Source organism: Microbulbifer sp. YPW16 (genome assembly GCF_021290385.1).
Taxonomy (GTDB): Bacteria; Pseudomonadota; Gammaproteobacteria; order Pseudomonadales; family Cellvibrionaceae; genus Microbulbifer; species Microbulbifer zhoushanensis.
This window is the reverse complement of sequence record NZ_CP089928.1, coordinates 1,019,678-1,034,419: the sequence shown is the minus strand read 5'-3', so window position 1 is coordinate 1,034,419 and position 14,742 is coordinate 1,019,678. Positions and strand designations below refer to the sequence as shown.

16 protein-coding genes are annotated in these 14,742 nt (G+C 60.8%); 15 read left to right on the top strand and 1 reads right to left on the bottom strand.

All coding sequences use genetic code 11. The features are described 5' to 3' along the window. Positions 1-82 precede the first annotated feature (82 nt). The 7 genes from LVE68_RS04535 (at position 83) to LVE68_RS04505 (ending at position 6,347) form a co-directional block, all read left to right on the top strand. Entirely contained in the window at positions 83-463 is a 381-nt protein-coding gene (locus LVE68_RS04535; RefSeq protein ID WP_233005845.1) for a hypothetical protein, read from the top strand. Positions 464-884: 421 nt separating this feature from the next. Beyond that, positions 885-1,253 carry a carboxymuconolactone decarboxylase family protein gene (locus LVE68_RS04530; protein WP_233005844.1) on the top strand — a complete coding sequence of 123 codons (369 nt, stop codon included), beginning with the start codon at positions 885-887 and terminating at the stop codon, positions 1,251-1,253. Positions 1,254-1,433: 180 nt separating this feature from the next. Continuing rightward, complete coding sequence (locus tag LVE68_RS04525) at positions 1,434-2,036, top strand: cation transporter (RefSeq protein ID WP_233005843.1); 603 nt, start codon at positions 1,434-1,436, stop codon at positions 2,034-2,036. Positions 2,037-2,212: 176 nt separating this feature from the next. Further along, the gene (locus tag LVE68_RS04520) at positions 2,213-3,664 is read left to right on the top strand and encodes a catalase (RefSeq protein ID WP_233005842.1); all 1,452 of its coding nucleotides are present in this window, start codon (positions 2,213-2,215) and stop codon (positions 3,662-3,664) included. A gap of 83 nt (positions 3,665-3,747) precedes the next feature. Continuing rightward, on the top strand, positions 3,748-4,170 hold the full coding sequence (locus tag LVE68_RS04515; RefSeq protein WP_233005841.1) for a DUF6010 family protein: 423 nt from the start codon (positions 3,748-3,750) through the stop codon (positions 4,168-4,170). Between the two features lie 228 nt (positions 4,171-4,398). Beyond that, positions 4,399-5,244 carry a DUF817 domain-containing protein gene (locus tag LVE68_RS04510; protein ID WP_233005840.1) on the top strand — a complete coding sequence of 282 codons (846 nt, stop codon included), beginning with the start codon at positions 4,399-4,401 and terminating at the stop codon, positions 5,242-5,244. Positions 5,245-5,282: 38 nt separating this feature from the next. Continuing rightward, on the top strand, positions 5,283-6,347 hold the full coding sequence (locus tag LVE68_RS04505; RefSeq protein ID WP_233005839.1) for a peptidase M42: 1,065 nt from the start codon (positions 5,283-5,285) through the stop codon (positions 6,345-6,347). A 9-nt stretch (positions 6,348-6,356) separates the two neighbouring features. On the opposite strand, the gene LVE68_RS04500 is transcribed toward LVE68_RS04505, so the two are convergent. Then, positions 6,357-7,319: a YwqG family protein gene (locus tag LVE68_RS04500; protein ID WP_233005838.1), complete on the bottom strand. Its 963-nt coding sequence runs from the start codon at positions 7,317-7,319 to the stop codon at positions 6,357-6,359. A gap of 164 nt (positions 7,320-7,483) precedes the next feature. Here LVE68_RS04500 and nhaA point away from each other — a divergent pair, with 164 nt between their 5' ends. The 8 genes from nhaA (at position 7,484) to mnhG (ending at position 14,711) form a co-directional block, all read left to right on the top strand. Continuing rightward, the gene (gene nhaA / locus LVE68_RS04495; protein WP_233005837.1) at positions 7,484-8,722 is read left to right on the top strand and encodes a Na+/H+ antiporter NhaA; all 1,239 of its coding nucleotides are present in this window, start codon (positions 7,484-7,486) and stop codon (positions 8,720-8,722) included. Positions 8,723-8,948: 226 nt separating this feature from the next. Then, positions 8,949-11,252 carry a hydrogen gas-evolving membrane-bound hydrogenase subunit E gene (mbhE, locus tag LVE68_RS04490; RefSeq protein ID WP_233005836.1) on the top strand — a complete coding sequence of 768 codons (2,304 nt, stop codon included), beginning with the start codon at positions 8,949-8,951 and terminating at the stop codon, positions 11,250-11,252. After that, a complete protein-coding gene (locus tag LVE68_RS04485) occupies positions 11,249-11,665 on the top strand; it encodes a Na+/H+ antiporter subunit B (protein WP_233005835.1) in 417 nt (138 codons plus the stop codon). The genes mbhE and LVE68_RS04485 overlap by 4 nt, the downstream gene beginning before the upstream one ends. 2 nt (positions 11,666-11,667) lie before the next feature. Continuing rightward, a complete protein-coding gene (locus tag LVE68_RS04480) occupies positions 11,668-12,036 on the top strand; it encodes a Na+/H+ antiporter subunit C (protein ID WP_233005834.1) in 369 nt (122 codons plus the stop codon). 1 nt (position 12,037) lies between these two features. Beyond that, positions 12,038-13,543 carry a Na+/H+ antiporter subunit D gene (locus tag LVE68_RS04475; RefSeq protein ID WP_233005833.1) on the top strand — a complete coding sequence of 502 codons (1,506 nt, stop codon included), beginning with the start codon at positions 12,038-12,040 and terminating at the stop codon, positions 13,541-13,543. 19 nt (positions 13,544-13,562) lie between these two features. Further along, positions 13,563-14,036 (top strand): Na+/H+ antiporter subunit E, encoded by a 474-nt coding sequence (locus tag LVE68_RS04470; protein WP_233005832.1) that lies wholly within the window; start codon positions 13,563-13,565, stop codon positions 14,034-14,036. After that, positions 14,036-14,377, top strand: coding sequence for a monovalent cation/H+ antiporter complex subunit F (locus LVE68_RS04465; protein WP_233005831.1), 342 nt, complete (start codon positions 14,036-14,038; stop codon positions 14,375-14,377). Before LVE68_RS04470 ends, LVE68_RS04465 begins: the two co-directional genes overlap by 1 nt. Next, positions 14,364-14,711, top strand: a complete 348-nt coding sequence (gene mnhG, locus LVE68_RS04460; RefSeq protein ID WP_233005830.1) for a monovalent cation/H(+) antiporter subunit G — start codon at positions 14,364-14,366, stop codon at positions 14,709-14,711. The genes LVE68_RS04465 and mnhG overlap by 14 nt, the downstream gene beginning before the upstream one ends. The last annotated feature ends 31 nt before the right edge of the window (positions 14,712-14,742 follow it).

The window sequence follows — 14,742 nt, the reverse complement described above, 5'->3', positions numbered from 1 at the left end:
GTGCGGCGGCTGCGCACCCATTTTCGTGTAAACTGCGCATAGGGAAGATCGCCCTCTGCGGGCAGCATTATGTGAAATCTAGATGAGCTATTTAGTAAGAGTAATAACTGGGCTATCGGCAATAGCGTTGCTGTTAGTTCTAGTCATGGTTTTGTTTGCGTTGGCACCGTCGTTCCTGCTGGAGTACTGGATGCTGGCAGAATTCATGAGTGGTGATTGGCAATCCTCTAGTGACACAATTGATTACATTTTAAGATTTTCCGTGAGCTTCTGGATGATAGTTGGCTTCAGTTACCTGTTCGGTGCGGCGGTTTATCGCTTTCTAAGAGTCTCATTCGGAAAAACATGGATGATCGTACTGGAATCGGGCCGCAGGAGCTATTTCCCTGCGTTCTGGAAGTTTATTCTCGGGTCGCTGCTATATTTTCTGCTGGTTACCCTTACCCTGTGGCTTCTTCCGTGAGCCATGGCAGCCATTGCATGATAATCGCAGGCAGATTGCTCCAGCGCTTTGGGTAGCGGCGGCCAATGGAAGGATCAAAGTCCTTCTAGCATGGTGAGAAGATCCGGGAAGGGCGCGATTCCAGCAAGGTGTGCGGACTCCCAGGCGTGCCGAAGCGCGGTTTTTATCCTGGGCACAGTATTAGGCAGCCTCAGCCCACCACTTGCCCCCGTGCTGCCCGGCTCCGGCGTGTGGGCGCTTGCAAGGTCCTGGCTGGGATCATGTTTTCAACTACATTGGCGTGAGCTTGCCTGTTTTTGATCCGGGTAGCAGCGGCGCCATCGCCAGCTCTTTTGAGCGGAAAGGCGTTTGCCAAGTCTTGACGTAAGCCCCCGGATCTGTGCAGGTATTCCGGCTTTGATACACGGTGAGGATATAAGCCATGACTAAAAAAGCGCCAGAAGCTGGTGGGTACCCCGACAGGTTACAGAACTTCGAAAAGCACGCCCGCACCCTGTCATCGGCACAGCCCGCGGTAATGAGTGCATTCTGGGACTTGCACAAGGCGGCGGTGTCTGGGGGCGCCCTCGATTCGAAAACGAAGGAGCTGATAACACTGGCAATCAGCGTTGCTACACATTGCGATGACTGCATCGCGCACCATACACATGACGCGCTTGAAGCCGGCGCCAGCAGCGAGGAAATTGCCGACGCACTCGGTGTGGCGATACTGATGGGTGGTGGAACCAGCGTGGTTTACGCCACGCACGCCATCAGAGCGCTGGAGGAATTTTCCGGCCCGGCAGGATAAGTAGACCTACCCGGGTAGCCGAATGGGTGACCGCTGCTGGCCTGGCTGGTTGCAGCTCTTTTGCACTATTAGCCGCAGAATAGTGAGAGCTACGCATTTGCAGGTGGTTTACCCTTGGGTATCTTGTATGAGTGCGTTGCGGCAGGGGGTTTTATACAGCACCAGCTAGCCGGGGTATAGATGACAGGGTGTGATGAAGAGCTGGATGCCAGTGCCGGGCGTGAACGGGGGACGCTGATCGCCGTTCTCGCCATCAACGCCGTGATGTTTGTGATTGAGCTCCTGACCGGTGTGCTGGCGGAATCAACGGCGCTGATTGCCGATTCCCTCGATATGCTCGCCGATGCCACCGTATACGCCATCAGTCTTTATGCGGTGGGCAGGGGCAGTCAGCTTAAGCGGCGTGCCGCACGCCTCAGTGGAGTACTGCAGGTTACCCTGGCGGGGCTGGTGCTGCTCGATGTGCTTCGCCGTTTCCTGCTGGGCAGCGAACCAACCAGCGGCCTGATGGCGGGGATGGGCATCGTGGCGCTGGTTGCCAATGTGGCCTGCCTGCTATTGGTTGCACGCCAGCGCCACGCCGGGATACATATGCGGGCTTCCCTGATCTTTTCTGCCAATGACGTGATCGCCAACCTGGGCGTTATTGTGTCCGCGGGGCTGGTATGGCTGCTGGACAGTCGCTATCCCGACCTTGTGGTTGGCCTCGTCATCGCGATGGTGGTTTGTCGCGGTGGTATTCAAATTCTTATTGAGGCTGGTGAATCCCACACTGGCCGCTGATGAGGCAGCTGTGCGTCCGCACCGAGCCAGACGAGGCCCGCCCCTGTAGCCCAGGCCGCTGGTGGGCCGGGCAGGGCAACGGTTGTTGTGCGCCTTTTGCCACTTGCTCCCGGTGCGGCTGGGCTATGTTACCCCTAGCAATCTCCCCCGCCATTTCGATCCCGAGGATAAGACCCGTGAGCAAGGACGACCGCAAGCCCACCACCAATGATGCCGGCATGCCGGTGCCCAGTGACGAATACTCCCTTACCGTTGGGCCGGATGGCCCGATCCTGCTGCAGGACCATTACCTGATCGAGCAGATGGCCAACTTCAACCGGGAGCGGATTCCGGAGCGCCAGCCCCATGCCAAGGGTTCCGGTGCCTTTGGCTATTTCGAGGTGACGCAGGATGTGACCGCCTACACCAGGGCGGCGGTGTTCCAGCCCGGTACCAAAACCGATACTGTCATCCGTTTTTCCACGGTGGCCGGGGAGCGGGGCAGCCCGGATACCTGGCGGGATCCGCGGGGCTTTGCCCTGAAGTTCTACACCAGCGAGGGTAACTACGACCTGGTGGGCAATAATACGCCGGTGTTCTTTGTGCGGGACCCGATGAAGTTCCAGCACTTTATCCGTTCCCAGAAGCGCCGTGCCGACAATGGCCTGCGGGACCACGATATGCAGTGGGACTTCTGGACCCTGTCGCCAGAGACCGCGCACCAGGTCACCTGGCTGATGGGGGACCGGGGCATCCCAAAAAGCTATCGGCATATGAACGGTTACTCCAGCCATACCTATATGTGGGTGAACAAGGATGGCGAGCGGTTCTGGGTCAAGTACCATTTCAAGACTGACCAGGGCATCGAATGCCTCACCCAGGAAGAGGCAGACCGGCTGGCCGGGGAAGACGCCGACGTACACCGCCGCGACCTGTTCGATGCCATTGCCGGGGGCGACTACCCCAGCTGGACGCTCAAGGTCCAGCTGATGCCATTCGATGAGGCGGAGAAATACCGTTTCAACCCGTTCGACCTGACCAAGGTCTGGCCACACGACGACTATCCGTTGCAGGAAGTGGGCAAGCTCGTGCTGAATAAAAATCCCACCGACTTCCATACCGAGATAGAGCAGGCCGCGTTCGAAGTTAACAATACGGTCCCCGGTATCGGCTTCAGCCCGGACAAGATGCTGCTGGGCCGGGTGTTTTCCTATGCTGATGCCCACCGTGCACGTCTGGGGGTCAACTACAAGCAGATCCCGGTCAATGCGCCAAAGTGTCCGGTGCACAGTTACAGCAAGGATGGCGCCATGCGGGTGCAGAAAGTATCTGACCCGGTCTACGCGCCCAATTCCAAGGGCGGCCCGGCTGCGGACGGGGGGCAATATCCCTACCGGGAGAAGTGGTCCGCCAGCGGCGAGTTTATGCATGCCGCTTACACCCCCCATGCTGAGGACGACGACTTTGTGCAGGCCGGGACCCTGGTGCGCAAAGTGATGGACGATGCCCAGCGCGAGCGCCTGGTATCGAATGTGGCGGGCCACCTGAGGGCCGGTGTGACGGATGAGGTGCTGCAGCGGGCCTTCGGGTACTGGCGCAATATCGACAAGGATATAGGTGACAGGATTGAGAAGGCAGTGAAAGCCTGACAAGTCCCTATTCCGGAGGAACCCCGGATACGGGTGCCCACCTCCATCGCTGATAGCAAGGGATCGATTACCGGGAAGCTGATATGGCGTTTGTGGCCATTATTGCGCTGTATGTATCACTGGGGATACTTGCGGCAGCGGGTACCATTGCCATTTCCGGGCGCCTGTTTGCCGGAGTGGGCGAGTGGGTTTTCTATAGCCTGCTGTTAATCCTGATCGCCGTCTTCTATCCCGTGTTCAGCGTATACTTCACCAACCCCGCCAGCTGGCCAACAGAACTGGTTGCCGCGGCCGGATTCGGCTTGCTGGGGCTGTTGGGCTTGCGGTTCGCCGGCGCCCTGGTGGCCGGGTACCTGCTGCACGGGCTCTGGGACTTGCTGCACGAAGCCTGGGCAGTTGCTGGCGTTGGCATCGGGCTTCCCCTGACTGAAATCCCGCTCGCCTACGGCTTCCTGTGCCTGGCGTATGACTGTTCAATTGCCACCTATATTCTCCGATGTCGATAAGCCTGGTTGGGGCAGCCGAGCACAAGCTGACCGGGAGTGCGCGACCAGCGGGGAGGGACGCAAGGCAGCTTGCAGCGTGGAACAGGTGAGGCCAGGGTGACCGGGGTATCCGCTTGCCATACTCGGCCATCACCATGGCGGCATCGCCCCGCCTGCTTGCACCTGCCATGAAGTGAGGGGAAACTTGGGGCAATGGTCGGCACAGACCGGCAGTTTAGAGGGGGCGGTATGAGCTTGGCGGTGTTTATCAGGGAGCTGTGGCTGTTTGGCGTCAAGCAGGCCTACGCCTGTATGTTTGGTGGCTTCCTGCTGCTGGTGATGATCGTTACCCGTTACTGGTACCCGCTGGAATCCCTGCACCGTTACGATTTTATTTTCCTGGCGGCGGTGGCTTTCCAGCTGTTCCTGCTGCTGTTCCGCTTTGAGACCCTGCGCGAGGCCCTGGTGATCGTGGTGTTTCACCTGGTGGCCACCGTGATGGAGCTGTTCAAGACCGCGGATGCAATTGGCTCCTGGGTATATCCGGAAGCCTTTGTGTTTGGCGTGGGTAATGTGCCCCTGTTTACCGGCTTTATGTACAGCGCGGTCGGCAGCTATATCGCCCGGGTATGGCGCATCTTTGATTTCCGCTTCACCGATTACCCGGGGCATTACTGGGCAGTGGCGCTGGTGGCCCTGATTTACCTCAATTTCTTCACCCATCATTTCCTGCCAGACCTGCGCTGGCTGTTGCTGGCGATAACGGTCCTGTTATTCTGGCGTACCCGGATCTATTTCCGTGTCGAGCGGGAGCACCGCTATATGCCGCTGTTGCTGGGGTGGTTGCTGGTGGCGCTGTTTATCTGGCTGGCGGAGAATATCGCTACCTATGTAAACATCTGGATCTACCCCAACCAGTCCGCCGGCTGGAACCCGGTGCCGCTGGCCAAGCTGTCTTCCTGGTACCTGCTGATGTTGTTGAGCTTTGTACTGGTATCGCTGGTCAACCGGGTGCGGGGCATCGGCGCCCGGGGCGGGCAGCCAGTGGCTGGGGCCGGAAAAAACGGCCTGGTTGCGCCGGCGCTGCCGGACTGACTGTTACCGGGCCAACAACAATACGGAGGCTGTGACACATGCAGAAGCCGGACGAGTTTATCGATTTGCTCAAGCTGCTGGTGCGTAGCCCCAGCGTGGTGGGTGCAGAGCACGCATTCTTCCGGGTACTCCAGCGGGAGCTGGAGGAACGGGGTGCCGAGGTCACCTGGTATGAGGGGCTGCTGGTGGCACGGGGGCGCGAGCCGGAGTCGGTGATGTTTTCCGCCCATGCCGATCGCCACGGCCTGATCTGTACCGGCCCCAATGAATTCCAGTATGCCGCTTTTGTTGCCGGGCGCCGCTCCGACCTGCTGGGCAACTCGGTTTCCGAAAAGCTGATGCGGAAGATCGTCGACCGGTTCCACGGGGTGCCGGTGACGGCTTACGAGCCCTGGTCCGGCTCCTATCTCGGCAGCGGCGAGATCGACCGCGCCTACGTGTGCGAGTACCGCAATAACCTGATATTCGAGGTGAATGGCCTCGATCACCTGGTAGCCGGTACGCCGGTGGCATTTCGTGATGGGCTGACCGTCGGGGATGGCATCCTGAGCGCGCAGCTCGACAATGTACTCACGGTGGCCCACCTGGTGCACCTGTTTTCCCTGGGGTTCCAGGGGACTGCCTTTTTCACCGCCCAGGAGGAGTCCGGTAGCAGCTGGCGCTACCTGCTGGAGTGGTTCCGCCGCTTCAACGGCGGCACTGACCGGCTGATTGTGGTGGATACCAGTCCCTACCCGGACCGTGCCACGGCCGACCAGCAGCAGGTGGCCCTGCGCCGGTGCGATGCCAACGCGGCTTTCCACGGGCCCACCACCACCATGCTCGAGGCTCTGTGCCGGGAGCACGGCATTGCCTACGGCTACAAGGATGCCTATATCGAGGAGCTGAATCGCCGGGCGGAGGCCGCGGGCCAGGAGCCGCAGTCACTGGGCAGTACCGAGCTGGGCCGGATTGTGGCGGCTTCCGAGGGCTTTGTGCAGGGTACCACCCTGCAGGTGCCCACTACCGGTTACCACACCATGGAGGAGTCTGCCTCGGTGGAGAGCAACGCGGCGTTCAGCCGGTTGCTGTACCTGGTGGCGCGAGCGGCCGGCGCCTGCTGAGCTGCCTCCCTAGCAGCAGTCCCAGTTGTACCAGACCCGGCTGAAGTCGCGCCGGGCCAGGTCCTGGGGGCGAATAAAGAAATTGCCCACCCCGGCGTCACCCCACAGGATTTCCACCCCCTCACGGCTTTCGCTGTCCATCTGGAACAGCAGGGGCCAGGCATTTTCCGTTTCCCCTTCGCGCGGGTCATCCTGGGTGAAGTTGGCGTAACCACCGATGCGGCTGCCGTCGGCCTCGTTGCGGTCGAATAGCTCGTCCATGACCTCGTCGGGCAGGCTGGAGAGGTCGATACCGGTACGGCCGAAGCGGTAGTCAGCCAGGGCCGGCAGGCCGGATTCCCGTGAGAATGTGAGCGCATACTCATCCTGCAGGGGAAAGAACTCGGCATCCCGGGTGTCCGGCACATCCGGTTCCAGCGCAGCCGTGTCGCGCTCGATCACCGGGTGGTAAACCACGCGGTAATTGCTCGCCCGGTGTGCTTTGCCGGTGGCGGCTCCGGCGCCATCGAGCGGCAGGCCAAGCAGATCGTCATCGGTGATAAAGAACTGCAAAAGGCCGCTGTCCGGCAGCCCCGGGAAAGAGGGAAGCTCAGGGATCTCCTCAAAATTCAGTTGCGCCAGCAGGAACAGTGACCGGCCGTTGTCCGCCCGCGGATAGTCCAGGTCGCGGGGCCAGTAGGGACGGCCGCCGAACTTGCTCTGCCACGGGTGCAGGGCCGGTTTCGGCTGAGGGCTGATGGCGATGTATTCAAGCCTGAACTGCTCGAGGCGCCGGTCGATCTGCTCCAGCGCGGCGTCGAGCTCCTCCCGCGACAGGGTGGGTCCTCTCAGTGTGCCGGGTCCGGTATCCGGCGCGGTGCCAGGGCGGGCCTGCTGATCCCGCTTGCGTGCCCCCTCACTGTGGAAACGCTGGTAGAGGGAGATTGCGACCAGGATAAAAACGGCAATAGTGACAAAGGCGGATGTAGACATTCTCTGGGTCCAGGCTGGGGTACGGAGAGCCTAACAGCTAACGGCACGTCAATCACCACCGTGACAGCAGGGTAATTGTGCGTTCTTTTTTGCACCCTTAGCTGCTCCAAAATGGTCTGCCGTGCGTATACACCGGCTTTGGAGGAACTTTAAGGGGAGGAGGAATGAGCCATTCCATAGCGGGGCTGCTGCAGCGATTCTTTCGTATGGAGTCTGCCGGGGGAATATTGCTGATACTGATGGCACTGTTGGCGATCCTCATTGCCAATTCACCACTGCATTCGTATTACGACCTGCTGTTACAGACGCCGGTCGAAGTTCGGGTGGGCGGCTTCGCCATCGACAAGCCGCTTCTGCTGTGGGTAAACGACGGCCTGATGGCGGTTTTCTTCTTCCTGATCGGCCTGGAGCTGAAGCGCGAGTTACTGGAGGGAGAGCTTTCAGAGCCCTCGCGGGTGGTGTTGCCGGCGCTCGGGGCGGTCGGGGGGATGCTGTTCCCGGCACTGATTTACGTTTTTTTCAACTGGGATGACCCGCTCGCCCTGGAGGGATGGGCGGTGCCGGCAGCCACGGATATCGCCTTTGCCCTGGGTGTGCTGTCGCTACTGGGCTCCCGGGTACCGCGATCGGCAAAGGTGTTCCTGGCATCACTTGCCATCTTTGATGATGTCGGCGCCATCCTGATTATCGCATTCTTTTATACCGACAATATCTCTCTGGTGGCGCTGGCAACTGCGGCCGGGTGCATCCTGGTCCTGGCGGCGCTGGTCGCAGCGCGGGTGGAGAAGCGCCGGATCTACCTGGCGGTGGGGTTGGTGATGTGGGCCTCCCTTTTGAAGAGCGGCGTGCACGCGACACTTGCCGGTGTGCTGCTGGCGATGTTTATCCCGCTGCATTCCCGTCACCGGGAGGGCTTCTCACCACTGAGGCACCTGGAGCACGAGATTCACCCGATGGTGACTTTCCTGATTCTCCCCCTGTTCGCCTTCGCCAATGCCGGCGTGAGTTTTGACAACATGGATGCGGACTACGTTTTCCACGGGGTGCCGGTGGGTATCGCACTGGGCTTATTTGTCGGCAACCAGGTGGGGATCTTTTCCCTGTGCTGGCTGGGCGTACGACTGGGCATCGCCCGCCTGCCCGGTGATATGTCCTGGCTGACGCTATACGGCGTCGGTGTGACCTGCGGTATTGGATTCACCATGAGCCTGTTTATCGGCTCCCTGGCGTTTGAGGAGTCGGGCGTGGACCGCTTCTTTGATGAGCGTGTTGGCATCCTGCTGGGGTCCCTGATGTCAGGTGTCATCGGCTGGGCTGTGCTGCGATTTGCCTTGCGCGAGCGCGATGGCGTCACCGATGCCACCTCGGCGCTCAGTTCCGCCGGGTCCACCGCCGGCCGATAGCTCGGCTCCCTCATGGGGCGTCGGTCCCGGCGCCACATCGGCCCGTGACAGCCGGTAAATCCTGCTGGATGGTTCCGGTGTGGCTTGCCGTCGCAAAACGCACTGGCGTGCTTCGCCCCAGCACCCTGCCGCCCGACTACAATTCTCGAACCCGATGGGTAATCGGCCGGGGCGTTGAATCGGCAGCGCCAGCATTGAAACATGCTGGTGCCGGGCAGGGACTTGTATGGTTGGCAGGAAGCATACCGTTGCAATGGCGCCGGGCCGGCGAAGCGAGATAGCGCTGACCCTGGTGGTACTGGCAGTGCCGCTGTGCCTGTCGCTGTGGCTGCTTTCCATGGTAGGGACCGTGCGCGAACACGGCTCGCTGGAATTTGCCCTGCCCTGGGTGCCCAGTCTCGGTGTGTCGCTGGATTTCCTCGTCGACGGCCTCAGCCTGCTGTTTGCGTTACTGATCAGTGGGATCGGTGTTTTCGTAACCCTTTATGCAGGCAGTTATCTTGCGGGGCACGCATTGTTGCGTCGCTTCTATCTGTCGCTGCTGCTGTTCATGCTGGGCATGCTGGGCCTGGTGTTGGCGGGGAACCTCATCACCCTGTTCGTCTTCTGGGAAGTCACCACCATTGCCAGCTACCTGTTGATCGGTTTTGACCACTCCAGCGAGACGGCCCGGCGTGCCGCCTTGCAGGCATTACTGGTGACCGCGCTCGGTGGGTTATGCCTGCTGGCCGGTCTGGTACTGCTGGGGATGGTAGTCGGAAGTTACGACCTCTCTACCGTACTGGGACAGGGAGAGATCGTCCGCAGCCATGGGCTTTACGGACCGATACTGATCCTGGTGTTGCTGGGCACGTTTGCGAAGTCGGCACAGGTGCCGCTCCACTTCTGGCTACCCAATGCCATGGCGGCACCTACACCGGTTAGCGCTTACCTGCATTCGGCAACCATGGTCAAGGCGGGTATCTACCTGATAGCGCGGCTGCATCCGGTGCTGGGATATACCGATCTGTGGATGTGGACGCTGACGCTGGTGGGGGCCGGCACTGCAGTGATTGCCGCAGTACTGGCCCTGCGCCAGACAGACCTCAAACTGGCGCTCGCTTATACCACCGTTGTCGCCCTGGGCACCTTGACCATGTTCCTCGGCTCGGAAGCATCGGTCGCGATCGCCGCAGCCATGACATTTATCCTGGTGCACTCTTTTTATAAAGCGGCACTTTTTATGGTGGTGGGGATCATCGATCACCAGGCGGGTACACGGGAGCTCGGCTCCCTGGGGGGACTGGCTGCACGTTTGCCGGTGACATTTATCGCAGCACTTGCGGCGGGCCTGTCGATGGCGGGGTTCCCGCCATTTCTCGGTTTTATTGGCAAGGAGCTCAAGTACGAGGGCGCACTGGCGATTGCCTCTGAGCCCCTGCTGGTGGCCGGCGCGGCCGTGTTCGCCAATGCGCTGATGGTGGCGGTGGCGGCGACGGTAGTGTTGAAACCCTTCTGGGGTCGTTTGCCGGCCGGGCTCCGCTCGACACGAGAGGCGACGCCGGGACTGCTGGCCGGGCCACTGCTGCTCGCTGGCCTGGGGCTGACGTTTGGGCTGGCGCCGGGGCTGGTGGCAGAAAGTCTGGTGCAGCCGGCCGTCACTGCGGTCCTGGGGCGGCCGGAGACAGTGAAGCTGAAACTCTGGCACGGAATTAACCTGCCGTTTTTCCTCAGTGTGGTGACGCTGTTACTCGGCACGACGATCTTCCTCGGCCAGCGGCGGCTGCGGTCGGTGTTTGACAGGTTGGCACGCCTGCTACCTGTCAGTGCCGACCACAGTTGGGACCGGGCACTGGCGCTGTTCAGGCACCTGGCCACGGTACAGACTCGCTTTCTGCAGCATGGCATCCTCAGGCATTACCTGGCGGTGGTGTTTGCCAGTGTGGCGATCGTGCTGCTGTGGGTGCTGGCGGAAGGCGGTGTTTTATCGATGGGTTTGTCCTGGCCGGAACTCACGGTCAAGGAGTGGGCGGCACTGGTGCTGGTCCTGACCGGGGCCCTGTTTGCGACAACCAGTCGGGCGCCGTTGGCAGCGATCTGCAGCCTGGGAGCCCTGGGCGTGGGGATTGCGCTGATTTATCTCTTCTTTGGTGCGCCGGATGTCGCGATTACCCAGTTGTTGGTGGAAACCCTGTTCCTGGTGCTGGTGGCAATGACCCTGCACCGGCTGCCGGTACTGTCCGGTGCCCATATTGCTGGATTTCGCCCCTGGGACGCACTGCTGGCGTTACTGGTGGGCAGTGCTGTGTCCCTCACTATGCTCGCGGTCCTGGAACAGCCGTTTACCAGTCCCACCAGGAGCTTTTTCGAGCAGGCAGCAGTGGCGCAAGCCTACGGCCGCAACATCGTCAATGTCATCCTGGTGGACTTTCGCGCACTGGATACTTTCGGGGAGGTATTGGTGGTCCTGGTTGCAGCGGTGGGTGCTGCGTCGCTGTTGGGGCAGCGATTACGCGGCGGCAAAGCGGCAGGAGGGAAGCGGCAACCGTGAATTCGATTATCCTCCAGGGCGCGACCCGGTTGCTGGTGGCCCTGATACTCCTGTTTTCCGTGTACATGTTGCTCCGCGGCCACAACCAGCCCGGCGGAGGGTTTATTGCGGGCCTGATTGCCGCCGCGGCATTCATCCTTTACGCGCTGGCCTGGGGGATGGCCGCGGCGCGCGCCTCGCTGCGTGTGGCTCCCGCTCGCCTTGCGGCAGCGGGCGCGCTGCTGGCCGCCGCAGCGGGCTCACTGGCAGCGCTTGCGGGTTTGCCGCCCTTTACGGGGCTGTGGTTGTTTATCGGTGGCAGTGAAACCGCCAAGGGCATACCAATCAGCAATGTGTTGCTGTTCGATACCGGTATCTACCTGGCGGTGGTGGGTTCGGTGCTGACCCTGTTCTTTGTGCTGGAGGAGGACTGATTGTGGAGACGGCCCTGGCTGTACTGGTTGGTGCCATGACCGCTACTGGGGTTTACCTGATGCTGGCGCCAAATCTTTTACGTTACCTCTTCGGGCTGATTTTGCTTAGCAATGCGGCCAACCTGGCCATTTTTGCGGCCGGGAGATTGACCCGCGCCGTGCCGCCGCTGGTCCCCGAGGGCCTCGATGTCCCGCCCGTGCCGGTAGCCAACGCCCTGCCGCAGGCTATGATCCTCACGGCAATCGTGATCGGCTTTGGCCTGCTGGCCTTTACGCTGGCGTTGGTGGTCAGTTGCTACCGGCAGCTGGGCACATTGAATTCGGACACCATGCGCCTGGCGGAACCGCCCGCTGCGGGCGGGGAGCACTGACTTGGGCTGGTTGCTGGCGCTGCCATTCCTGTTGCCGATCGCCAGCGGACTGCTGGCTTTCGCAGCCAGGCGCAACACCGGGCTGGCTCGCGGTATCAGCCTGCTGGGTTGCGGCCTGCTGCTGCTTGTCACGGCCTGGATCTTTGCATCGGTTTCGCGGCAGGGGCCGCTCGTTGCCCAGATGGGTAACTGGCCTGCACCTTTCGGTATTACCCTGGTTGTGGACCGTCTCAGTGCGATCATGCTCCTGGTCACTGGCCTGGTGGGGCTGGCCGTGGGGGTATTTGCGCTCGCGGATATCGACCGGCGGCGCGAGCGCCTGGGTTTCCAGGGTTTTTTCCAGCTATTGCTGGCGGGTGTCTGTGGGAGTTTTGTCACCGGCGACCTGTTCAACCTTTATGTCTGGTTCGAGGTAATGCTGATAGCCTCGTTCGCACTGCTGGTGCTCGGGGGCGAGCGGCAGCAGGTCGATGGTGGCATAAAGTATGTGGCCCTGAACCTTGTTTCCACCCTGCTGATGCTGACTGCCATTGGCCTGGTCTACGGGCTTACCGGCACCCTCAACCTAGCCGACCTGCACCTGGCTATTGCAGCGCAGGGTGAGTCGGTGGCGGTGAACGCGCTAGCGGTATTGTTGATCGGTGCCTTCGGTATCAAGGCGGCACTGTTTCCGCTGTTTTTCTGGTTGCCGGCCTCTTATCACGTCCCCCCGGTAGCGGTGACGGCGGTCTTTGCCGGTTTACTCACCAAGGTAGGAGTCTACGCGCTGATTCGTACCTTTACCCTGGTGTTCCCTGCTGACCTCGAATTTGCCCACAACCTGCTGCTGGTAGCAGCGTTACTGACCATGCTCACAGGTGTTCTCGGGGCCGCAGCCCAGTATGAATTCCGTCGCATACTGGCGTTTCACATCATCAGCCAGATCGGTTTCCTGGTGCTGGGGCTGGCCCTTTTCACCCCGTTGGCCCTGGCTGGGGCGGTCTTTTACATGATTCATAACATCGTGGCCAAGACGAACCTGCTGCTGATCAGCGGCACAGTCAGGAGAATGGCCGGAAGCTTCGAGCTGGCACAGATCGGGGGGGTGTACCGGGCCAGCCCATTGATGGCGACGCTGTTTTTTATTGCCGCGTTCAGCCTTGCCGGTTTCCCACCACTGTCCGGGTTCTGGGCCAAACTGCTTCTGGTAACCGCCAGCCTGGAAGAGGCGTCTTATTGGGTGGCCGCGGTCCTGCTGGTCACCGGGGCGCTGACGCTATTCTCGATGAGCAAAATTTGGGCCGAGGCATTCTGGAAGGAACACCCGGGCGGTGGGGCGCTGGCACTGGCTGCGCTGGGCAGGCCTGAGCAGTGGCAGCGAGTGGTGCCATCCCTGTTGCTGGTCCTGGTAACAGTAGCGATGGGGATCTATCCGGAACCCCTGATTACATTTGCCAGGGATACGGCAGATGAACTTCTGAATCCGGCTGGCTATATCGATGCGGTTTTATCGCAGTCGCCTGACTGATATGCGGAGGTAGTGGGGTATGAAGCTCTTCCTTTTAAACATACTGTTGGCAATCAGCTGGTCAGCCCTGACTGGAAACGCTTCACTGCTGAATTTCCTGGCCGGTTTCGCCATCGGTTATGCAGCTCTGGCACTGTCCCCGCTTGAGACCGGGGGACGGGATTACTTTCGGCGATTGCCAAAGGCCCTGGGACTACTCATTTATTTCCTGCGCGAGCTGCTGGTGTCTGGATGGCGCACGGCACGGGAGGTGCTCTCGCCCGTCCGGCGCAGTCAGCCACGGGTAATCCGTGTGCCAGTTGAATTGCGGGAGCGCAACCAGGTGTTGCTGCTGTCGCAGCTGATATCACTGACTCCCGGTACCCTGGTCCTCGATGTCTCGCCCACGGCAAACGCCCTGTATGTGCACACCATGTTTGTCGGTGATCCAGAGCAGTTCCGGCGGGAGCTTCGCGAGGGGCTGGAGAAGCGGGTGAGGGAGGTACTCGACTGATGTTGGAAGTTATTGTGGAGGGTAGGTCGCCACTGCTGGCGCTGGCGGCCAATATTGCCTCGTGGCTGCTGCTGCTGGCGCTTGGCCTGTGTTTCTATCGCCTGGCCCGCGGGCCGTCACTGGCGGATCGCGTAGTCGCCCTGGACGTACTGAATATCCTCGCTGTGGCTTACTGCGCTTTGCTGGCGATCGCTTCCGGACGGGCGGTGTACCTCGATGCGGCAATCGCGCTGGCATTGGTGGCATTCCTGGTGACGGTGGCGTTTGCCCATTTCGTGGAGCGCAGTGTGTTGCGGGAGCAACCCGAAACTGACAGGGGGAAAAACGATGTGGATCACTGAATGGCTGATTGCGGCATTGATTCTCGGGGGCAGCTTCTTCGGCTTTACCGCTGCTCTCGGGCTGGTGCGTATGCCGGATATTTACATGCGTATGAGTACATCGGGCAAGGCTGCCACACTGTGCTGTGGCCTGCTGCTGGCGGGTGTTGCGATCCTTTTCCAGGATGCAAAGGTCACTGCGCGGGCAGTGGCAGCAATTCTGTTCCTGTTGCTTACGGTACCCGTCGGCGCCCATATGATTGCGCGGGCGGCATTCCGCACCCGCTCACCCATGTGGGAGGATACGGTCCTGGAAGACGATCCCCGGCCGGCGGCGCCGGCCGAGGATGGCTGAAGTTTTGGCCATACTGGGCTTGGATCTACCG